The organism is Pseudomonas paraeruginosa PA7, from assembly GCF_000017205.1.
Taxonomy (GTDB): Bacteria; Pseudomonadota; Gammaproteobacteria; order Pseudomonadales; family Pseudomonadaceae; genus Pseudomonas; species Pseudomonas paraeruginosa.
Map to the genome: position 1 here is coordinate 3,262,124 of NC_009656.1, position 21,004 is coordinate 3,283,127.

The window sequence follows — 21,004 nt, forward strand, 5'->3', positions numbered from 1 at the left end:
ATGGACGCACAGGCGCGCCTGCGCATCGGCATATCCGGTTGGCGCTACGCACCCTGGCGGGGTGACTTCTATCCCGAGGGGCTGCGCCAGAGGGACGAACTGCGCTTCGCCTCGCGGGCGGTGAACAGCATCGAGATCAACGGCACCTTCTACGCCCTGCAGACACCCGAGCGCTTCCGTGGCTGGGCCGAGGACACTCCGGAGGACTTCGTCTTCAGCGTCAAGGCGCCGCGCTACATCACCCACGTACGGCGCCTGCGCGACATCGACGAGCCGCTGGCGAACTTCTTCGCCTCCGGCCCCCTCGCCCTGCGCCAGCGCCTCGGCCCGTTCCTCTGGCAGTTCCCGCCGAGCCTGCGCTTCGACCGCGAGCTGTTCGCCGACTTCCTCGCCCGCCTGCCGCGCGACGGCGCCGCCGCGCAGAAGCTCGCCCGGCATGCCGCCGCGCGCCTGCACCGCGAGGGCTACCTCGACGGCGATCCGGCGCAGCGCCTGCGGCATGCCGTGGAAATCCGCCACCCGAGCTTCGTCGACCCGGCGTTCATCGAGCTGCTGCGCGAACACCGGGTCGCCCTGGTGGTGGCCGATACCGCCGGCAAGTGGCCGCTGCTCGGCGACGTCTGCGCCGACTTCCTCTACCTGCGCCTGCACGGTGACAAGGAGTTGTACCGCAGCGGTTACTCGGAAGCGGCCCTGCGCCAATGGCAGGCGCGGATCCGCGCCTGGACCGACGGCGGCCAGGCCGCCGACCTGCAGCGAGCCAGCGACGAGGCGCCGGCCAAGGCAGCGGCACGCGACCTGTATTGCTATTTCGACAACGACGTGAAGGTCCGCGCGCCCTACGACGCCCGCCGCCTCCTGCACCTGCTGGGTCTGGACGGCGACCTGCGGACAGTGCCGGGGCGCTTGCCCGAGGACCTGCGGGAGAGCGCCGCATGAGCCTGCCGCGCCTGCAGGTGCTGACGGTGAACACCCACAAGGGTTTCAATCCGTTCAATCGCCGTTTCATCCTGCCGGAGCTGCGCGAAGCGGTACGCAGCGTCGGCGCCGACCTGGTGTTCCTCCAGGAAGTGCTTGGTTCCCACAGCCTGCACGCCGCGCGCCTGCCGGCCTGGCCGCCGGCGCCGCAATACGAATACCTGGCCGACAGCATGTGGCCGCAGTTCGCCTACGGGCGCAACGCGGTGTATCCCGAGGGTCACCACGGCAACGCCCTGCTCTCCAAGCACCCGATCCTCGATCACCGCAACCTCGACGTCTCGGTGGCCGGCAACGAGGAGCGCGGCCTGCTGCACGCGGTGATCGACATCGGCCGACCGCTGCACGCGGTCTGCGTGCACCTGGGACTGCGCGAGGCGCAGCGCCAGCGCCAGCTGCAACTGCTCTGCGAGCTGGTGACGGGCCTGCCGGAGCGCGAGCCGGTGGTGGTCGCCGGCGACTTCAACGACTGGCGCCAGCGCGCCGACCGCCTGCTCGCCGGGTGCGGCCTGCGCGAAGTCTTCGTCGGCGCCGAGGGCCGGCCGGCGCGCAGCTTCCCGGCGCGCTGGCCCTTGCTGCCGCTGGACCGCATCTACCTGCGCAATGCCCGCGGGCGCCAACCGCGGATCCTCTCGCGGCGGCCGTGGTCGCACCTCTCCGACCACCTGCCGCTGGCGGTTGAGGTGGAACCATGAACTTCCCCTGGCGCGACGGCAACCGCGTGGAGTTGCTGATCAATGGCGAGGAATACTTCCCGCGCCTGTTCCAGTGCATCGCCGCCGCGCGCCGGGAAATCCTCCTGGAGACCTTCATCATCTTCGAGGACGAGGTCGGCCTGCAGTTGCAGGAAGCTCTCAGCGCCGCCGCCGAGCGCGGGGTCGAGGTACAGGTCACGGTGGACGGCTACGGCACCGCCTCGCTCAGCCCGGACTACCTGGCCCGGCTCACCGCCTCCGGGGTCCGCGTGCACCTGTTCGACCCGCGTCCGCGCCTGCTCGGCATGCGTACCAACCTGTTCCGCCGGTTGCATCGCAAGCTGGTGGTGATCGATCGCCAGCAGGCCTTCGTCGGCGGCATCAACTATGGCGAGGATCATCTCGTGCGCCGCGGCAACATGGCCAAGCAGGACTACGCGGTGCGCGTCGAGGGGCCGGTGGTCCGTGACATCCGCCAGGCCTGCCTGGCGTTGCTGGAGCCGGACGCCGACTACCCGCCGTTGCGTCCCTCGGGCGCCGAGCAGCCGGCGCGGGTGCGCCTGGTGATCCGCGACAACGACCAGTCCAGCGACGATATCGAGCGGGAGTACCTGCAGGCGATCCGCCAGGCACGCCGGCGCCTGCTGATCGCCAACGCCTATTTCTTCCCCGGCTACCGCCTGCTGCGCGAACTGCGCGACGCGGCCCGCCGCGGCGTACGTGTCGACCTGGTGCTGCAGGGCATGCCGGACATGCCGCTGGTGCGCCTGTGCAGCCGCCTGCTCTACGATTACCTGCTGCGCGAGGGCGTGCGCATCCACGAATACTGCCAGCGCCCGCTGCATGGCAAGGTCGCGGTGATCGACGACGACTGGACGACCATCGGTTCGAGCAATCTCGATCCCCTCAGCCTGTCGCTGAACCTGGAGGCCAACCTGGTGATTCGCGACCCGGCCTTCAACGGTCAGCTCTACCAGCACCTGCGCCAGCTGGCCCGCCAGCACTGCCGGCGGATCAGCCGCCGGCACGCCAGGCGCGGCTACTGGTGGCGGGCGCCGCTGATCTTCCTCGGCTTCCACTTTTCCAGGCACTTCCCGGCCATCGCCGGCTGGGTCCCCGCCCATCTGCCGCGCCTGAAATCACTGGAGCCGCATCCGCCGAAGCGCTGGCGGGAGCGCCAGGGACAGCGGGGCAATCCATGAACGACGGCAGCCCCGGCAATGCCCCCGCGGCGCCGCGCCGCGGCTACTGGCGCGGGTTGCGCAAGCTGCTGACCCTGGCGTTCTTCGTGCTGGTCCCGCTGCTGCTGTTCCTGCTGGTGAAGAATCTCGACTGGCAGGAAGTGCGCCACGCCCTCGGCGAATACCGTCCCGCCACCCTGCTCCTCGGCCTGCTGCTGGCCACCGCCAGCTATACGGTGTTCAGCAGCTTCGACCTGCTCAGCCGCTACTACATCGGCCACTCGCTGCCCAAGCGACGGGTCTTCACCGTGGCGTTCGTGTGCAACGCGTTCAATCTCAACCTGAGTTCCTGGGTCGGCGCCGTGGCGCTGCGCTATCGCCTGTACAGCCGGCTTGGCCTGGGCATTGCCGACATCACCCGGATCCTTACCTTCAGCCTGGTGACCAACTGGTTCGGTTACCTGCTGCTCGCCGGCACCCTCTTCAGCTGCGGCCTGCCGGCCCTGCCGCCGGGCTGGAAGCTCGGCAGCGACGGCCTGCGCCTGATCGGGCTGCTCCTGCTGGCACTGGCCGCCGGCTACCTGCTGGCCTGCCGTTTCGCCCGGCGCCGGGCATGGGGCTGGCGCGAGCACCGGCTGACCCTGCCGTCCTGGCGGCTGGCGGCGTTGCAGGGCCTGCTCGGGGCGAGCAACTGGTCGCTGATGGCGTTGCTGCTGTACAGCCTGCTGCCGCACAGCGTGGATTACCCGACCGTCCTGGCGATCCTCCTGATCAGCAGCATCGCCGGGGTGGTCACCCATATCCCGGCGGGGCTCGGGGTGCTCGAGGCGGTGTTCATCGCCCTGCTCCAGGGGCGCCTGTCCCAGGGCGTGCTGCTGGCCGCGCTGATCGGCTACCGGGTGCTGTATTTCCTCCTGCCCCTGGCGCTGGCCTGCGTGGTCTACCTGCTGCTGGAACGCCGGGCGATCCGCTTGCGCCGCAAGCAGCGCCGCCTGCGCCAGGGGCAGGCCTGAGTCAGCCGGCCGGACGCAGCAGCAACGTGCCCAGCGGCGGCAGTTCGAGCAGCAGCGACTGCGCCTGGCCATGGGCCCCGGCCGGTTCGCTGGCGACCCGGCCCTGGCTGCCGGCGCCGGAACCGGCGTATGCCTGCGCGTCGCTGTTGAGCAGCACGTCCCAGTCGCCGCCTTGCGGTACGCCGATCCGATAGCCCTGGCGCGGTACCGGGGTGAAGTTGTGCACCGCCAGCAGCGAGGGCTCGCCGGCCGCGTGGCGCAGCCAGGCGTAAACACTGTTGGCCTGGTCGTCGCCGATCAGCCATTCGAAGCCGAGGGCCTCGCCGTCGCGCGCATGCAGCGCGGGAAGCTCGTGGTAGAGGCGGTTGAGCGTCGCCACCAGGTCCTGTACGCCCTGGTGTTCCGGATAGCGCAACAGGTACCAGTCCAGCTCGCCGTCATGGTTCCACTCGCGCCACTGGCCGAACTCGCAGCCCATGAACAACAGCTTCTTGCCCGGGTGCGACCACATGAAGCTCAGGTACAGGCGCAGGTTGGCGAACTTCTGCCAGCGGTCGCCGGGCATCTTGTCCAGTAGCGAATGCTTGCCGTGCACCACCTCGTCGTGGGAGATCGGCAGGATGAAATGCTCGGAGAAGGCGTAGAGCAGGCCGAAGGTCAACTGGTGGTGGTGATAGCGCCGGTGCAGCGGGTCTTCGCCGATGTACGCCAGGCTGTCGTGCATCCAGCCCATGTTCCACTTGTGGCTGAAGCCGAGGCCGCCCTCCGCCACCGGACGGCTGACGCCGGGCCAGGCGGTGGATTCCTCGGCGATCACCAGCGCCCCGGGGGTCTCGCTGGCGACCACCTGGTTGAGATGATGGAGGAAATCGATGGCCTCCAGGTTCTCCCGGCCGCCATGGCGGTTCGGCAGCCATTCGCCTTCCTTGCGCGAATAGTCGCGGTAGAGCATCGAGGCCACGGCATCCACCCGCAGTCCGTCGACGTGGTAGGTGCGCAGCCAGTGCAGCGCCGAGGCCAGCATGAAGCCGTGCACCTCGCTGCGGCCGAGGTTGTAGATGTAGGTATCCCAGTCCTGGTGGAAGCCTTCGAAGGGATGTTCGTACTCGTACAGCGCCGTGCCGTCGAAACGGCCCAGGCCATGGGCGTCGGTGGGGAAATGCGCCGGTACCCAGTCGAGGATCACGCCGATCCCAGCCTGGTGGCAGGCGTCGACGAACCCGGCGAAGTCCTCCGGCGTGCCGTAGCGCGCGGTCGGCGCGAACAGCCCGAGCGGCTGGTAGCCCCAGGAACCGCCGAAGGGGTGCTCCATCACCGGCATCAGTTCGATATGGCTGAAGCCGAGCTGGCGCACGTAGGGAATCAGTTCCTCCGCCAGCTCCGACCAGCGCGGCGGCCGGCCGTCGCGATGGCGCCAGGAACCGGCGTGAACCTCGTAGATCGACAGCGGCGCCGCGTAGCCCTGGCGCTCCGCGCGCCGCGCCAGCCAGTCCTGGTCGCGCCATTCGTGGCGCAGCGCCGCGCAGGTCTTCGAGGCGGTCCCGGGCGGCGTCTCGCAGGCCAGTGCCAACGGGTCGGCCTTCAGCGGCAGGAGGCCGGCGTGGCCCTGCAACTCGTATTTGTACAGTTCGCCCGCGCCGAGACGCGGGATGAACAGTTCCCAGACGCCGGAGGGATAGCGCCGCCGCATCGGATGGCGGCGCCCATCCCAACCATTGAAATCGCCGACCACCGAGACGCGCACGGCGTTCGGCGCCCATACCGCGAAGCGCACGCCGTCCACGCCTTCGTGACGGGTCAGTTGTGCGCCCAGGCAGGAAGCCAGCTGGCGGTGGTTGCCTTCGGCGAACAGGTACAGGTCGAGTTCGCCGAGCAACGGCCCGAAGGCATAGGGGTCCTCGCTTTCCTGCACGCCGTCCGGCCAGTGCGTGCGCAGGCGGTAGCGCGCCGGCAGGCGCTCCAGGTGGTGCTGGAACAGGCCGCTGCCCGGGTCGCTCTGCTCCAGCTCGGCGAGCGTCGCGCCGTCTTCGTCGAGCAGTTCGACGCGCTGCGCGCCGGGCAGGTAGGCGCGCAGCACGCCGCCTTCGCCGTCGGCGTCGCGTTGCGGGCCGAGGAAGGCGAAGGGATCGCCCTGCAGGCCGCGTTGCAGCTTGTCCAGTTCCAATTGCCAGCGTTCGCGTTCGGACATCGGTTCGCTCATCGGTTCTTGCCCTTCAGGAGGTGTTCGGTGAGTTCGGCCAGACCGGCGAGCGGCACTTCCAGCCAGTCGGGGCGGTAGTCGGCTTCGTAGAGCAGTTCGTAGGCGGCCTTTTCCAGGCAGGCCAGGGCCAGCGCCGCGCCCTCGCCTTCGCGGCCGTGCCAGGCGTGCGCGAGGCCCGCCGCGGCGGCGCGGTAGCCGGCCAGGAAGGCGTCGCGGGCCTCGCCGCGATAGCGCGTGGCGACCTTGCGCCGGGCGCTGTCGGCCTGTTCCGAGCTGTCGGTGCTCTGCGCGTTGCGCAGGACCATCGCCGCCGCGTAGTCGAACGAGCGCAGCATGCCGCCGACGTCCTTCATCGGGCTGTGGCGCTGGCGGCGTTCTTCCAGGCTGCGCGCCGGCTCGCCTTCGAAGTCGATGAAGCGCGCGTCGCCCTGGACCATCAGCACCTGGCCCAGGTGCAGGTCGCCGTGGACCCGGATCAGCAGCCCGCCGGCGGCCTGCCGGGCCAGCAGCGGCAGGCGTTCGAGCAGCGCCGGCAGGCGTTCCAGCAGGTGCCGCGCCTGTTCCGCCGCCTCGCCCTGCAACGGCCGCGGCGGCTCGCCCAGGCGCTCGGCGGCCTCGCGCAACTGCTCGGCGATGCGCAGCGCCCAGGCCTGGACGCTGGCGTCGTCGCTCTCGCGGCTGCCGAAGGCCGGGTCGTCCGACTCGCCGGCCAGTACGCTGTGCATTTCACCGAGCCGGGCCCCGAGGTTGGCGGCGAAGCCGCGCAGTTCGGCGAGGCTGTCGTATTGCCCCTCGAGCGCCTCGCTGGCCCCGGAGATCTCGTCGCGCACGGCCCGCTCCAGGTTGTCCAGGGTCCAGTTCCAGGCGTCGCCCTGGTTGCTCAGGTAACCCTGCAGGATCGCCAGGGTATGCGGCACGCCCGCGGCGTCGACCCGCCGCACTTCGCCGAGCAGCGGGGCGATGCCCGGGTAGCCGTGGCGGGTCAGGTAGCCGCCGACCTCGATCTCCGGGTGCAGCCCGGGAAGGATCTTGCGCAGCACCTTGAGGACCATGCGCTCGCCGAAGCGGATCGAGCTGTTGGACTGTTCCACCGCGAATGGCAGGACCTCCTCGTCGGCGATGTCGTCCAGCTCCGCCAGGCCCACCGCCGGGACGAACTGGATCTCGCCGTCGCCGTGGGCGATCAGCGCCTCGGCGCGGAGTTGCGCGAGGACCCTGCGGGCGAACAGCGGCAGGCTGGCGGCGTCGGTCAGCAGGCCGACCTTGCGTCCGCGCCGCAGCCGCGCCAGGGCCAGCAGTTGCGGCAGGCTGTCGCCGCGCTGGTCGGCGTCGAGGAAGCCCAGTGGCAACTGGTAGCGCAGCCCGTCGATCTCGAGTTCGCACAGCGCGCAGCGCGGCTCCGCCTCGTCCACCGGAACGATGTAGCAGAGCCGCGGCTGGCCCTTCTCGCCGGCGAACCAGCGGCGCTTCGGCAGGTAGGCCGGCAGCGTCTCGCCTTCCAGGATGTCCCGCGAGGCGCCCTGCAACAGTTCGCCGAGGCGCTGCTTGACCACCAGGGTCGGCAGTTCCGGCAGGCGCTCGTCCGCGGCCACGTGCCAGCTCGGCATCTGCGCCGCGTCGGCCAGGTAGAACCAGTAGAAGCCGTAGGGTGGCAGGGTCAGCAGGTAGGTCAGCTCGCCGATCGGCGGGAACGACATGCCGCCGACCATTTCCACCGGCACCTTGCCGGCGTGCGCCGCCAGGTCCAGTTCCACCGCCTGCGCCGCGCGCGACAGGTTGGCCACGCAGAGGATGCTGTCCCGGCGTTCGCCCTCGGCGTATTCGCGCAGGTAGGCGAGGATCCGCCGGTTGCTCGGCGCGAGCATCTTCAGGCTGCCGCGGCCGAAGGCCCTCTGCTGGCTGCGCACCGCCAGCAGGCGGCGCATCCAGTTGAGCAGCGAATGCGGGTCGCGCGCCTGCGCCTCGACGTTGATCGTCTGGTAGCCGTACAGCGGGTCGAGGATCGGCGGCAGCACCAGCTTCGCCGGGTCGGCGCGGGAAAAGCCACCGTTGCGGTCCACCGACCACTGCATCGGCGTGCGTACGCCATCGCGGTCGCCGAGATAAATGTTGTCGCCCATGCCGATCTCGTCGCCGTAGTACAGGGTCGGCGTGCCCGGCATCGACAGCAGCAGGCTGTGCAGCAGCTCGATGCGCCGCCGGTCGCGCTCCACCAGTGGTGCCAGGCGCCGGCGGATGCCCAGGTTGAGGCGCGCGCGGCGGTCGGCGGCATAGTGGTTCCAGAGATAGTCGCGCTCGTCGTCGGTGACCATCTCCAGGGTCAGCTCGTCGTGGTTGCGCAGGAAGATCGCCCACTGGCAGTTGGCCGGGATGTCCGGGGTCTGGCGCAGGATATCGGTGATCGGATAGCGGTCCTCCTGGGCGATGGCCATGTACATGCGCGGCATCAGCGGGAAATGGAAGGCCATGTGGCATTCGTCGCCCTCGCCGCCATCCTCGCCGCCGAAATACGGCCGGGTGTCCTCCGGCCACTGGTTGGCCTCGGCCAGCAGCATGCGGTCGGGATAATGCGTGTCCAGTTCGGCGCGGATGCGCTTGAGCACCTGGTGGGTTTCCGGCAGGTTCTCGCTGCTGGTGCCGTCGCGTTCGATCAGGTAGGGAATCGCGTCCAGGCGCAGGCCGTCGACGCCCATGTCCAGCCAGTAGCGCATGACCCCGAGCACCTCGCGCAGCACCTGCGGGTTGTCGAAGTTCAGGTCCGGCTGGTGGGAATAGAAGCGGTGCCAGTAATACTGCTGGGCGACCGGGTCCCAGGTCCAGTTGGACTGCTCGGTGTCGATGAAGATGATCCGCGTGCCCTGGTATTTCTCGTCACTGTCCGACCACACGTAGTAATCGCGGGCGCGCGACCCCTTCTTCGCGTGGCGGGCGCGGATGAACCAGGGATGCTGGTCGGAGGTGTGATTGATCACCAGTTCGGTGATCACCCGCAGGCCGCGCCGATGGGCCTCGGCGATGAAGCGGCGAGCGTCGGCGAGGCTGCCGTAGTCGCTGTGCACGCCACGGTACTGGGCGATGTCGTAGCCGTCGTCGCGGCGCGGCGAGGGGTAGAACGGCAGCAGCCAGAGGGTGTTCACGCCGAGGTCGGCGATATAGTCGAGTTTCTCGATCAGCCCGGCGAAGTCGCCGATGCCGTCGTTGTTGGCATCGTAGAAGGACTTCACGTGGACCTGGTAGATCACTGCGTCCTTGTACCATTGCGGGTCGTTGAGGAAGACCGGTTTCTCGCGTCTGGCCATGGGCTTCTCCTTATGCGTCGACGCGTCGCACGCGCCAGATGCCGAACGGCAGGTGCCAGGGTTCGATGCGCATCCACTGGACCTTGCCGTGCCAGACCCAGCGATGCCCGTTCATCAGGTCCTCGCCCTGGAGACTGGCGTCGTCGGGCAGGCCGAATTCCCACAGCGGCAGTTCGAAATGCGCCTCCTGGGCCTCGTGCGGATCCAGGCAGACCGCCACCAGGATGAAGTTGGCGAGATCCTCGGTACGTTTGCCGAAGTACAGGATGCGCTCGTTCCAGGCGTTGTAGGCCTGGAACCCGAGGTGCGTCTGTAGCGCCCGGTTCTCCCGGCGGATGCGGTTGAGCCGGGTGATCTCGGCGACGATGTTGCCCGGCGCCTGGTAGTCGCGCGGGCGCAGCTGGTATTTCTCCGAATCGAGGTACTCCTCCTTGCCCGGCAAGGCCGCCGCCTCGCACAGCTCGAAGCCTGAATACATGCCCCACAGCCCCGAGCCCATGGTCGCCAGGGCGGCGCGGATGAGGAAGCCGGGGCGGCCGGAGCGTTGCAGGAACCAGGGATTGATGTCCGGGGTGTTGACGAAGAAGTTCGGCCGGTAGCAGTCGCGCCAGGGCGGCTGGTTGAGTTCGGCGAAGTACTCCGCCAGTTCCTGCTTGTCGTTGCGCCAGGTGAAGTAGGTGTAGCTCTGGCTGAAGCCGACCTTGCCCAGGCGCGCCATCATCGCCGGGCGGGTGAAGGCTTCGGAGAGGAAGATCACCTCCGGATGGCGGCCGCGCACCTCGGCGATCAGCCACTCCCAGAACGGCAGCGGCTTGGTGTGCGGGTTGTCGACGCGGAACAGCGTCACGCCCTGCTCCACCCAGCCCAGCACCACGTCGCGCAGGGCATCCCAGAGGCCCGGCAGGGCCTGTTCGGCATAGAAGTCGACGTTGACGATGTCCTCGTACTTCTTCGGCGGATTTTCCGCGTAGCGCAGGCTGCCATCCGGCCTCCAGGCGAACCAGCCGGGATGCTCGCGCAGCCAGGGATGGTCGGGGGAACACTGGATGGCGAAGTCCAGCGCCAGCTCCATGCCGTGCTCGCGTACCGCGGCGAGCAGCCGGCGGAAGTCCTCGCGATCGCCCAGTTCGGGATGGATCGCCTCGTGGCCGCCCTCCTCGCTGCCGATCGCATAGGGACTGCCGGGATCGCCGGCCTCGGCGCGCAGGGAGTTGTTGCGGCCCTTGCGATGGGTACGGCCGATGGGATGGATCGGCGGGAAATAGAGAACATCGAAGCCCATCGCGGCGATCTGCGGCAGGCGCCGGATCACATCGTCGAAGGTGCCGTGGCGCGTCGGATCGCCGCTTTCCGAGCGAGGGAACAGCTCGTACCAACTGGCGAAGCGCGCCAGCGGTCGCTCCACCTCCACCGGGTATTCGCGGCTGCGCACCAGGTGCTCGCGCGGGCCAACCAGACGCAACAGTTCGCCGGTCTGCGCCGCCAGCCACAGCGCCACCCGCTCCTCGACGCTCTGGCAGGCCTGCAGGCGTTCGGCCAGCGGCGCACAGGCGGCGGCGATCTCCGGACCGCCGCGCTCGGCGCAGCGCTGCAGCAGTTCGTCGCCCTCGCGCAGCTCTAGGTCCAGCGGCAGGCGTGCGCCATGCTTGGCACGCAATTCGCGGCGGTAGCCGGCGAAACGGTCGATCCAGGCCTCGATACGGAAGTACAGGCGGCCGCAGGGCGGCGTGCGCAACCGTGCGCTCCAGAAATCGTTGCCTTCGGGCAGCAGCGGCAGGCGCCGCTCCGCGGTTTCCCCAACGCGCCGCCAGACCACCTCGGCGCCGAGCACCTCGTGGCCATCGGCGAAGATCCGCGCGCCGAGGCGCAGGTCGCGGTCGCTCTCGGCCTTCGCCGGATAGGCGCCTTCCTCCACCACCGGGTGGACCGATTCGATGGCGATACGCGGCTGCTGGATGGCGATGACGACCGGATCATCGTCGCTGTTGCGGGCAATCGAACTCATCGAGGCGCGCTCCTTATCGGGTCGTGGGTCCAGTGCTGGAGGTGGCCGGCGCCTGGCGCCGGCACCCGCCGTCCGGGTCGCGGACCCGGACGGTCATTGGTTCCGAGCCTGACGGCGGCGGATTGGTTCAGGTTGTTTTCCCGGCGGCGCGCTCAGGCCTTGCGCCGCGACCGCGAGGCAGCGGACCTGGCGCGGCCCTTCGCGGTGGCAGCGGCCTTGCCGCCGTCCTTGGCCTTGGCCTTGCCGCCGCCAGCGCGGGGGCGCAGGCTGCGCTTGAGCAGGTCGGTGAGGTCGATGATGTCGGCGCCCTTGCCGGCCACTTCCTCTTCTTCCTCCACGGCGTGCAGTTGGCCCTTGGCGGCCTTTTCCTCGACCAGCTTCATGATCTTGTCGCTGAAGCTGTCCTTGTATTCGTCAGGCTGCCAATGGGAGGCCATGTCCTCCACCAGGCGCCTGGCCATCTCCAGCTCGCGCCTGTCGAGTTTCGCCGCGGTGACGCTTTCGTCCAGCTCCAGGCCATCCAGGCTGCGCACCTGCGACGGCCAGCGCAGGGTGATCAGCACCAGGGCATCTTCCAGCGGCCGCAGCAGGGCCAGGTGCTGGCGGGTATGCAGGACGACGTTGGCCAGGGCCACCTTGCCGGTGCTTTCCAGGGTTTCCCGCAGCAACGCGTAGACCTTGCCGCCGCGCCGGTCGGGAGACAGGTAGTACGGGGTGTCGAAGTGCTGCAGGGGGATCTCCTGGCTGTCGACGAAGGCGAAGATCTCGATGGTCTGGGTCGACTTGGGATGCGCCGCGCGGATTTCCTCCTCGCTCAGCACCACGTAGCGGCCCTTTTCGTACTCCACGCCCTTGACGATGTGCTCGCGCTCGATCTCCTTGCCGGTGACCTTGTTCACCCGCTTGTAGCCGACCGGGTCCATGCTGCGCTGGTCGAGCCAGTCGAAATCGATGCCCTGCGACGAGGCCGCCGCCGACAGGCTCACCGGGATGTGCACCAGGCCGAAGCTGATCGCGCCTTTCCAGATCGCACGCGCCATGCTGGTTTCCTCCTCGGGTCGTTACAGCGTGCCGCCGTCCGCGTAGTGCACGCGGCCGTCGGCGGCGATGTCGGTGATGCGTTGCAGCAGGTTGTCGGCGGCGGTCTCGGCGTCGCTCAGGCAACTGCAGCCCGGGATCACCACCCACAGCACGCGCACCGGCGCGCCGCGCCGCTTGGGTTGGTAGAGGATCAGGCCGATCGGCTGGCGATGTTCCTGCATCGCGTCGGTCCAGGCGGTACAGGCGGCGAAGTCCTTGAACATGACGGAAATCTCCTCAACGACTATCGGAAGAAGGCGGCGAACGGTTCAGACAGGCCAGCACGTGCAGTACCAGCAGCGCCAGGACCGTGCCGAGCACCGCCGTGCCCTGGTGGCCGAGGCCGACCGCGACGCCTATGGCGGTGCTCGCCCAGAGTCCCGCCGCGGTGGTCAGGCCCCTGACCCGGCTTTCCCGCCCGGCCTTGAGGATGGTGCCGGCGCAGAGGAAGCCGATGCCGGCGACGGTGCCCTGGATCACCCGGCTCAGCGCGTCCGCCCCACCGTCCTGCAATTGCAGCGGCATGACGAACAGCGCCGCGCCAAGAGTCACCAGCATGTGCGTGCGCAGGCCGGCGGCCTTGCCGCTCTGCTCGCGCTCGTAGCCGAGCACCGCGCCAAGCGCCGCCGCCAGCAACAGGCGCAACGCGGCGCGGGCGGTCTGCTCGAAGTCGGCGAGGTCGGCGAACTCCTCGCCGAGAATCTTCCACAGCGTCTCCCAGGCGCTCATCGACGGCGCATCCCGCTGTAGCGCAGGGCGCCGCAACGCTGGCAGCGCTCGCAGTCGAAGGCTTCCTCACCCAGCAGCAACGCCGGTTGCCGGCACCAGTCGCAGCCGACGATCAGGCAACGCAAGGTCATCCGGGTCCTCCCGCCGAATCGCTCGGCCAGTCACCCTTTCCTGCTGTGACCGGCGATACGACGGGAAGGTGCGATCGGATTCACCGACGGTCGCCCTCAGGCCGGGATCGCCCCGGTCACCGCCTCGCGTTGCCAGACCCGGTGCTGCAGCAACACCTGGCGCAGGCCGGGGAACACGTCGGTAGCCGTCGCGCCCAGCACCACGCCGGGATCGCCGGGCAACGAAAGCTGGCTGGCCAGTGCCTGGGCGTCGCCGGCGAAAGCCAGCGGCTTCAGGTGCTTGTAGGCCTCCAGCAGGTAGTGCAGGCCGCGTCCGTCGCTGCCGATGGCCTGGCTGCTGGCCGCGCCAGCGGGGACGAAGACCGCGTCGAAGGCCACCGACGGCAGGCCGTCCCAGGTTCCCTCAGGGACCAGCTCGGCGCCGTTGTCGGCCTGCACCGGCGAGGCGCTGGGAGCGATCAGCTTGGCACTGGCGCCTTCCTTCATCAGCGCGTCGCGCAGGTCGCTGACGTCGCTTTCGGCGACGCCGTTGGCGATCAGGATGGCCACCTTGCGCGAGCGGATGTCGCCGGACAGCAGGTTCATCTGGCTCAGCGCCGGCGACGGGGTCGGCTGCGGCGCCGGGTTGGCCGGCGCCGCCAGCTGCACGCCGAGGTTCGCCGCGACCCTGGCGGCCAGCTGCGGATCGATGTTGAGGAGGATCTGGTTGACCTCGCGCTCGCGGATCGACTGGCGATCGACCTTGGACAGCTCGAAGCTGTAGGCGGCGACGATGTGCGCCTGCTCGGCCTCGCTCATGCTGTGCCAGAACAACGCGGCCTGGCTGAAATGATCGGCGAAGGAATCGGCGCGCTTGCGCAGCTTGGTGCCGGCGACCGGCTCGTGGTAGCTGGAGAAGCCACCGTTGCGCGCCGCCGGAGGGGTTTCCTTCGGCCAGCCGCCGTCGATCGAGTTGGGCTCGTAGGAAGCCCGGCCGCGGTTGATGGTCTGCCGGTGCGGCGCGTCGCGCTGGTTGTTGTGGAACGGACACAGCGGCCGGTTGATCGGGATCTCGTTGAAGTTCGGCCCGCTCAGGCGCAACAGCTGGGTGTCGGTGTAGGAGAACAGCCGTCCCTGCAACAGCGGGTCGTTGGTGAAGTCGATGCCGGGGACCACGTGGCCGACATGGAACGCCACCTGCTCGGTTTCGGCGAAGAAGTTGTCGGGGTTGCGGTTCAGCACCATCCGCCCCACCACCCTTACCGGCACCAACTCCTCGGGCACCAGCTTGGTGGGATCGAGCAGGTCGAAGTCGAAGCGGTCCTGCTGGTTCTCCGGGATCACCTGCAGGCCCAGCTCCCATTCGGGATAGTCGCCCTTCTCGATGTCCTCCCAGAGGGTTCGCCGGTTGAAGTCGGGGTCCTTGCCGGCCAGCTTCTGCGCCTCGTCCCAGACCAGCGAACAGGTCCCGGACTTCGGCCGCCAGTGGAACTTCACCAGCACGCTCTCGCCTGCCGCGTTGACCAGGCGGAAGGTATGCACGCCGAAGCCCTGCATGTTGCGGTAGGCGATCGGGATGGCGCGGTCGGACATCAGCCACATGACCATGTGCGCCGACTCCGGGGTCAGCGAGACGAAGTCCCAGAAGGTGTCATGGGCCGAGGCGCCGGTGGGGATCTCGTTGTGCGGCTCGGGTTTCACCGCGTGGACGAAGTCGGGGAACTTGATCGCGTCCTGGATGAAGAACACCGGCATGTTGTTGCCGACCAGGTCGAAGTTGCCTTCGTCGGTGTAGAACTTCACCGCGAAGCCGCGCACGTCGCGCACCGTATCGGCGGAGCCGCGCGGCCCCTGCACGGTTGAGAAACGCACGAACACCGGGGTGCGCTTGCCGGCCTCGGCGAGGAAGCTCGCCTTGGTCAGGTCGCTGAGGTCATCGTAGGCCTCGAAGTAGCCATGGGCGGCGGAGCCACGGGCGTGGACCACGCGTTCGGGGATGCGCTCGTGGTCGAAGTGGGTGATCTTCTCCCGCATGATGAAGTCTTCGAGCAACGACGGGCCGCGCTCGCCGGCCTTCAGGGTGTTCTGGTTGTCGGCGATGCGGGTGCCGGTGTTGGTGCTCAGCGCCTCGCCGGTGGCGTCCTCGCGATAGGCCTCCAGTTGCTCCAGCTTGGCGTTGCTGTTGCCACGATCGACGGTGTCGGTGCCGGCCGCCTGGCTGCGCTGCGGATCGTTCTGCTCGCTCATCGGTTTCCTCTCCTCATCCTCGGCATGAAAATGGGGCGGACGCTTCCCTGCGCCGCCCCCTTCACTTCACTGCTTGACGATCACTGCCCGCCGTGGCTGCGCTGGCCGCCCTTGCGACCGGCCTCGGAAGCGCGTTGCGGGTCGTTCTTGAAGTTGCCGCCGCTGGCCTGGCCGCCCTTCTTGCCGGCTTCCGATGCGCGTTTCGGATCTTCCGCAAAGTTGCCTTTACCACCTTGATGCTGTGCCATTTCTATTTCCTCCGAATAATCTCTTCAGAACAGATTTCATGGATGCATGCATGGCGCATGCCCTAACTCTGAAAGGACGTTTCGCCAGGGGTTCAGATTATTTTTTCCGAATGAATACGGAGCGCTTTGCCATTACGGTTAGAGGCAGGCCTATATGAGTCTGCGATGTTCTGCCTATTCCATTGCCAGTATTGACAGGACGGCTCGAATTGCTTCAGATGAAAGGCCTTAGAATCTCGGAGGAATGCCATGAAACCCTACGAGCATCCCGTCTACAGAGACCCCGTGGTGAGCAACGAAGAGCCCGGCCGCGATTGCCATGAATGGAATTTCGAGCCGGGCGACAGCGACCAGGAGCCCTATCCCATATATCATGGAAAGGACGCCGAAGAGACGGCGGGAAGAATCCCATAATTATACTTTTCTATTGCATTGCCCGATATTGCAATAGGCTTCTTCAATAATTAAGAATGAACTTGAAAAATAGGTGGAACTCGCCATGGAAAACAGTGACGAAGTGCGTTTCCAGCACTCTTTCATTTCTCTCGTCGAACAGGTGGCGAAACCTCTTTTCGTGGATTCCTGCGAGGAAGCGCGCAGCCACGGCCTCGACTGCAGCGTGGGCCTCGACCTCGACGAGGACGGCCATCCGCGCCTGCGCCTGGAAGTCGGCGAGCCGGGCGCGGAGAAGAGCCACTACAGCCTGCTGGCGATTCCCGGCGAGAGGGTGATCCACCGCCAGTACCTGGCCGGGGCCGGCGAATGGCACAGTCTTCCCGGCGAGCTGGAGTCGATCAACCCGATGGTGCTCGACAGCGAGCTGGCGGTATTCTTCCGCCGCGCCTTCGACCTGCGCCTGGCCGGTCCCGGACGCCGTCATCCGGCCGGCTTCTGGTGATCCGCTTCACAGCTTCCAGATTTCCCGGGCGTATTCGCTGATCGTTCGGTCGGCGCTGAACCAACCGATCCGCGCCACGTTGAGCAGTGCCGAGCGCCACCAGCGGTCGGGCTCGCGCCACACCTCCTCGACCCTGCACTGGGCCTGCCAGTAGTCCTCGAAGTCGGCGCAGAGCATGAAGCGGTCGTCATGCACCAGGCCGTCCACCAGCCCTTCGTAGCGGCTGCGATCGTCGGCCGAAAACAACCCGCTGCGGATCGCTTCCAGGGCCTCCTCCAGGCGCGGCGAAGCCGCGATCACCCCACCCATTCCCAGTTCCCCGGCCTGCCGGCGCTGCTCCACCTGCTGGGCGCTGAGGCCGAAGATGAACATGTGCTCCAGGCCGATCCGCTGGCTCATCTCGACGTTGGCGCCATCCAGGGTGCCGATGGTCAGCGCGCCGTTGAGGGCGAACTTCATGTTGCTGGTGCCGGAGGCTTCCAGCCCGGCGGTGGAAATCTGTTCGGAGAGGTCCGCCGCCGGAATGATCGCCTCGGCCAGGCTGACGTTGTAGTTGGGCAGGAACACCAGCTTGAGCAGGCCGCGCACGGTCGGGTCGTCGTTGATGGTGCGGGCGATGTCGTTGGCCAGCTTGATGATCAGCTTGGCCTGGTGGTAGCTGGCGGCGGCCTTGCCGGCGAAGATCTTCACCCGCGGCACGCGGTCGGCGGTCGGATCGTTGCGGATTTCCTGGTACAGCGCGACGGTGTGCAACAGGTTGAGCAACTGCCGCTTGTACTCGTGGATGCGCTTGATGTGCACGTCGAACAGCGCTTCCGCTTCGATCGCAACGCCAAGGGTATCCAGCACCAGGCGCGCCAGGGCGGTCTTGTTGTGGCGTCGCTGCTCGGCGAAGCGGCTGCGCAGCCTGGCGTCCTCGACATGCGCCTCGAGATCGGGCAGGCGCCGCTCCGGGGTGTCCAGCAGGTCCGCGCCGAGGGTCTCCACCAGCAGCCCGGTCAGTTCCGGATTGGCCTGGAACAGCCAGCGGCGGAACGACACGCCGTTGGTCTTGTTGCTGATGCGCTGCGGGTACAGGTGGTGCAGGTCGCGGAACACGGTTTCGCGCATCAGCTCGGTGTGCAGCGCCGACACCCCGTTGATCTGGTGCGAACCGAGGAACGCCAGGTTGCCCATGCGCACTCGCCGGCCATGACCCTCCTCGATCAGGCTGACCGAGCGCAGCAGGTCGAAGTCGTGGATGTCCTGGGCGCGCAGCGCATCGATATGGAAGGCGTTGATCAGGTAGATGATCTGCATGTGCCGCGGCAGCAGGCGCTCCATCAGCGCCACCGGCCAGGATTCGAGCGCCTCCGGCAGCAGCGTGTGGTTGGTGTAGGACAGGCTCGCCACGCTCAACGCCCAGGCGTCCGGCCAGGCCAGCTGGTGCACGTCCACCAGCAGCCGCATCAGCTCGGCGACGGCGATCGCCGGGTGGGTGTCGTTGAGCTGGATCGCCACCTGTTCCGGCAGGCTGCGCAGGTCTGCGTGGCGGCGCAGGTGGCGATCCAGCAGGTCCTGCAGCGAGGCGGAAACGAAGAAGTACTCCTGGCGCAGGCGCAGTTCCTGGCCGGCCTCGGTGCTGTCGGCCGGATACAGCACCCGCGAGATGCTCTCGGCCTTGACCACGTCGACCACCGCGCCGATATGGTCGCCGGCGTTGAAGCGGTCCAGTTGCAGGTCTTCCTCGGCGCGGGCGCGCCACAGGCGCAGGGTGTTCACGCTGGCGCGCCGCCAGCCGACGATCGGGGTGTCGTAGGCGATCGCCCGGATCCGCTCGTCCGGCCGCCAGATGGCGCGACCGCTGTGCTCGCTGTCGACCTGCACGCTGCCGCCGAAGTCGATGTAGTAGCTGACCTCCGGGCGCTCGAACTCCCAGGGGTTGCCGAAGTCCAGCCAGGTCTCGGTCTGCTCCTGCTGCCAGCCGTCGGTGAGCACCTGGCGGAACAGCCCGTGTTCGTAACGGATACCGTAGCCGTGGGCGGGTATGTCGAGGCTGGCCATGCTTTCCATGAAGCACGCCGCCAGGCGTCCGAGGCCGCCGTTGCCGAGCGCCGCGTCGGGCTCCAGGGTGACGATCCGCTGCAGGTCGACGCCGAGTTCGGCGAGGGCCTGGCGGGTCTCCTCGAGCAGCCCGAGGTTGCCGAGGTTGTCCAGCAGCAGGCGACCGATGAGGAACTCCAGGGACAGGTAGTAGACCCGCTTGCGCGCGGGCGCCTGGCCCTGCGGGGTGGCCTCTTCCCAGTGATCGATGATGTGGTCGCGGACCGCCAGCGCCACCGCTTCGAACCAGTCGTGCGGGCAGGCGGTGGAGGGATCGCGGCCGACGCTGTAGCGCAGCTTGGCGAGGATGCTGGCTTTCAGGGTATGGACCGCGCTCGCGGTCTGCTCTTGGCTGTCGGGCATCGCCGGGTTTCCTTCCGGTCCGCACCCGGACCGGCGCTTGCGAGGGTTTTCAGGCGCGCTTGCGTACCGGGACGGCAGCCGCCACCGGCTCCTGGCGCAGGCGGTCGAGCAGGTCGTGGCCGGCCAGGGTGAGGTGGTGGGCCACCCATTGCTCCTGCCCAGTCCAGGAATGCTGCAGGCTGCCGGCGATCAGCGCCGCCTGGCTGAGCAGCTGGAGATGGTAGGCCACCACCTCGCGGGAATGGCCGGGTAGCTCGCGGGCCTCCCAGTGCTGGCCGAAATCGAGGCTTTCCAGGTGTTCCAGCAGGTCGCGGATCAACCCCCAGTCGCGTTTCATCGCCGTGCTCCTCCGTGTGTCGCGCGGCCGGTCCGTCCGGCCACCTACAAGCGGAGTGGCGAAGCGCGGGATGGTTCATTGTTTTTTCCCGGCGGTAGCCGTCCCGCCCGTCCGTGGAGGGGAACCGATCGCCGCAGCGGGCTTCGTACCCATTACAGAGTCATCGTGAAACCGTCCAATCCGCACGAGCCAGCCGACATGACCATGCTTTCCCTGCGCCAGATCGAACGAATCCTCAATGCCAATGCCTGTTCCTCGCATTTCCACTGCCGCAAGGCCGCCGATGGCGGTCTCACGATTACCGTCGCCCGCGCCGATCGTCCCGGCGAGGCCACCACCGTCGCCGGGGTCAGCCCCGAGGAATGCTGTTGCGAACGTTCGCTGCGCGAACTGGCGCGCGAGCTGGAGCGCAGCTTCACTACTGGCGAATGAAGCTTTCCCTTTCTGCCAGGAGCGCACCGATGCAGGCATTCGTGGTTCATTTCCGTGACGCCGGCCAGCCCGGCCAGACCGTCCTCACCACCTTTGCGTCGACTCTCAGCGCCAGCGAGGCGCATGCCCGCCTGCAGCTGTGCTATCCCCTGCTCTTTCCGCAACACCTGAGCGCGGTGCAGGTCTTTCCCCTGCTGCCGGCCGCCGCGCCCGCCTGAGCCGCGCGGCGGCCGGCGCGGCTCAACCGTTGACCACGGTACCACCATTGACGTGCAGGACCTGTCCGCTGACGTAGGACGAGTCGTTGCAGGCCAGGTACACGTAGCTGGCGGCCAGTTCCTCCGGCTGCCCGGGGCGGCCCATCGGGGTGTCCGCGCCGAACTGCGCGACCTTCTCGGCGCTGAAGGTGGACGGGATCAGCGGCGTCCAGATCGGCCCCGGCGCCACCGCGTTGACGCGGATGCCACGGTTGACCAGGTTCATCGACAGCGAGCGGGTGAACGAGGTGATCGCGCCCTTGGTCGAGGAATAGTCGATCAGTTGCGGGTTGCCCTTGTAGGCGGTGATCGAGGTGGTGTTGATGATCGCCGCGCCCTTGCCCATCAGCGGCAGGGCCGCCTTGGTCAGCTGGAACATGCCGAAGATATTGGTGCGGAAGGTCTTCTCCCACTGGTCCTCGCTGATGTCCTCCAGGCGCGCCTACGGATGCTGCTCGCCGGCATTGTTGACCAGCACGTCGAGGCGCCCCCATTTCTGCCGCACCGTGTCCACCACCTGGCGGCAGAAGCCGGCGTCGGCGACGTCGCCGGCGAACACCAGGCACTGGCGGCCGAGCGATTCGATGATCTCGCGGGTCTTCGCCGCGTCCTCGTTCTCTTCCAGGTAGACCAGCACCACGTCCGCCTTCTCGCGGGCGAAGGTCACCGCCACCGCGCGGCCGATGCCGCTGTCGCCGCCGGTGACCAGGGTCACCTTGCCCTCCAGCTTGGCCGCCGGATGGTAGTCGCCGGAAACGAACTCCGGCTTCGGCCGCATCTCGCTTTCGTGGCCGGGGCGCTGGTCCTGGTGTTGCGCCGGCAAGGTCTGTCGCTGTTCGCTCATGGTGGT

18 protein-coding genes and 2 pseudogenes are annotated in these 21,004 nt (G+C 68.0%); 8 read left to right on the top strand and 12 right to left on the bottom strand.

The genetic code is table 11. The features are described from left to right. The 4 genes from PSPA7_RS14990 to PSPA7_RS15005 are packed head-to-tail and all read left to right on the top strand — an operon-like array spanning position 1 to position 3,867. The gene (locus tag PSPA7_RS14990) at positions 1-939 is read left to right on the top strand and encodes a DUF72 domain-containing protein (protein ID WP_012075908.1); all 939 of its coding nucleotides are present in this window, start codon (positions 1-3) and stop codon (positions 937-939) included. Next, positions 936-1,673, top strand: coding sequence for an endonuclease/exonuclease/phosphatase family protein (locus PSPA7_RS14995; protein WP_012075909.1), 738 nt, complete (start codon positions 936-938; stop codon positions 1,671-1,673). Before PSPA7_RS14990 ends, PSPA7_RS14995 begins: the two co-directional genes overlap by 4 nt. Further along, positions 1,670-2,875: a cardiolipin synthase ClsB gene (clsB, locus tag PSPA7_RS15000; RefSeq protein WP_012075910.1), complete on the top strand. Its 1,206-nt coding sequence runs from the start codon at positions 1,670-1,672 to the stop codon at positions 2,873-2,875. Before PSPA7_RS14995 ends, clsB begins: the two co-directional genes overlap by 4 nt. After that, positions 2,872-3,867, top strand: a complete 996-nt coding sequence (locus PSPA7_RS15005) for a lysylphosphatidylglycerol synthase domain-containing protein (RefSeq protein WP_012075911.1) — start codon at positions 2,872-2,874, stop codon at positions 3,865-3,867. Before clsB ends, PSPA7_RS15005 begins: the two co-directional genes overlap by 4 nt. A gap of 1 nt (position 3,868) precedes the next feature. Here PSPA7_RS15005 and glgB read toward each other — a convergent pair whose 3' ends face one another. The 9 genes and pseudogenes from glgB to PSPA7_RS15050 all read right to left on the bottom strand — a co-directional run bounded on the left by glgB (position 3,869) and on the right by PSPA7_RS15050 (position 15,785). Beyond that, a complete protein-coding gene (gene glgB, locus PSPA7_RS15010; protein WP_012075912.1) occupies positions 3,869-6,067 on the bottom strand; it encodes a 1,4-alpha-glucan branching protein GlgB in 2,199 nt (732 codons plus the stop codon). Beyond that, entirely contained in the window at positions 6,064-9,366 is a 3,303-nt protein-coding gene (gene treS, locus PSPA7_RS15015; protein WP_012075913.1) for a maltose alpha-D-glucosyltransferase, read from the bottom strand. Before treS ends, glgB begins: the two co-directional genes overlap by 4 nt. Positions 9,367-9,376: 10 nt before the next feature. After that, positions 9,377-11,371 (bottom strand): alpha-1,4-glucan--maltose-1-phosphate maltosyltransferase, encoded by a 1,995-nt coding sequence (locus PSPA7_RS15020; protein ID WP_012075914.1) that lies wholly within the window; start codon positions 11,369-11,371, stop codon positions 9,377-9,379. A gap of 152 nt (positions 11,372-11,523) precedes the next feature. Further along, on the bottom strand, positions 11,524-12,411 hold the full coding sequence (gene ku / locus PSPA7_RS15025; RefSeq protein WP_012075915.1) for a non-homologous end joining protein Ku: 888 nt from the start codon (positions 12,409-12,411) through the stop codon (positions 11,524-11,526). Positions 12,412-12,432: 21 nt separating this feature from the next. Then, on the bottom strand, positions 12,433-12,675 hold the full coding sequence (locus PSPA7_RS15030; protein ID WP_012075916.1) for a hypothetical protein: 243 nt from the start codon (positions 12,673-12,675) through the stop codon (positions 12,433-12,435). A gap of 13 nt (positions 12,676-12,688) precedes the next feature. Continuing rightward, positions 12,689-13,180, bottom strand: coding sequence for an MgtC/SapB family protein (locus tag PSPA7_RS15035; RefSeq protein ID WP_012075917.1), 492 nt, complete (start codon positions 13,178-13,180; stop codon positions 12,689-12,691). Beyond that, entirely contained in the window at positions 13,177-13,311 is a 135-nt protein-coding gene (locus PSPA7_RS32830) for a PSPA7_2676 family Cys-rich small protein (protein WP_012075918.1), read from the bottom strand. Before PSPA7_RS32830 ends, PSPA7_RS15035 begins: the two co-directional genes overlap by 4 nt. Positions 13,312-13,407: 96 nt before the next feature. Next, positions 13,408-15,549, bottom strand: a pseudogene (gene katE, locus PSPA7_RS15045) (catalase HPII); the annotation flags it as partial. Positions 15,550-15,617: 68 nt separating this feature from the next. Next, on the bottom strand, positions 15,618-15,785 hold the full coding sequence (locus tag PSPA7_RS15050; protein ID WP_012075920.1) for a con-10 family general stress protein: 168 nt from the start codon (positions 15,783-15,785) through the stop codon (positions 15,618-15,620). A gap of 249 nt (positions 15,786-16,034) precedes the next feature. Between PSPA7_RS15050 and PSPA7_RS32470 the strand changes: the two genes are divergently transcribed. Continuing rightward, positions 16,035-16,199, top strand: a complete 165-nt coding sequence (locus PSPA7_RS32470) for a hypothetical protein (protein WP_012075921.1) — start codon at positions 16,035-16,037, stop codon at positions 16,197-16,199. 85 nt (positions 16,200-16,284) lie between these two features. Continuing rightward, positions 16,285-16,683, top strand: coding sequence for a hypothetical protein (locus tag PSPA7_RS15055; RefSeq protein WP_012075922.1), 399 nt, complete (start codon positions 16,285-16,287; stop codon positions 16,681-16,683). Positions 16,684-16,689: 6 nt separating this feature from the next. Here PSPA7_RS15055 and PSPA7_RS15060 read toward each other — a convergent pair whose 3' ends face one another. Together PSPA7_RS15060 and PSPA7_RS15065 are read right to left on the bottom strand one after the other, a co-directional pair. Continuing rightward, entirely contained in the window at positions 16,690-19,128 is a 2,439-nt protein-coding gene (locus PSPA7_RS15060) for a glycogen/starch/alpha-glucan phosphorylase (RefSeq protein WP_012075923.1), read from the bottom strand. 49 nt (positions 19,129-19,177) lie between these two features. Then, a complete protein-coding gene (locus tag PSPA7_RS15065) occupies positions 19,178-19,465 on the bottom strand; it encodes a DUF2513 domain-containing protein (RefSeq protein WP_012075924.1) in 288 nt (95 codons plus the stop codon). 198 nt (positions 19,466-19,663) lie between these two features. Here PSPA7_RS15065 and PSPA7_RS15070 point away from each other — a divergent pair, with 198 nt between their 5' ends. Both PSPA7_RS15070 and PSPA7_RS15075 read left to right on the top strand, forming a co-directional pair. After that, positions 19,664-19,897, top strand: a complete 234-nt coding sequence (locus PSPA7_RS15070) for a hypothetical protein (protein WP_012075925.1) — start codon at positions 19,664-19,666, stop codon at positions 19,895-19,897. Positions 19,898-19,926: 29 nt separating this feature from the next. Further along, entirely contained in the window at positions 19,927-20,115 is a 189-nt protein-coding gene (locus PSPA7_RS15075) for a hypothetical protein (protein WP_012075926.1), read from the top strand. Positions 20,116-20,137: 22 nt separating this feature from the next. On the opposite strand, the pseudogene PSPA7_RS15080 reads toward PSPA7_RS15075, so the two are convergent. Continuing rightward, positions 20,138-20,998: pseudogene (locus PSPA7_RS15080) on the bottom strand (SDR family oxidoreductase). Positions 20,999-21,004: the final 6 nt, after the last annotated feature.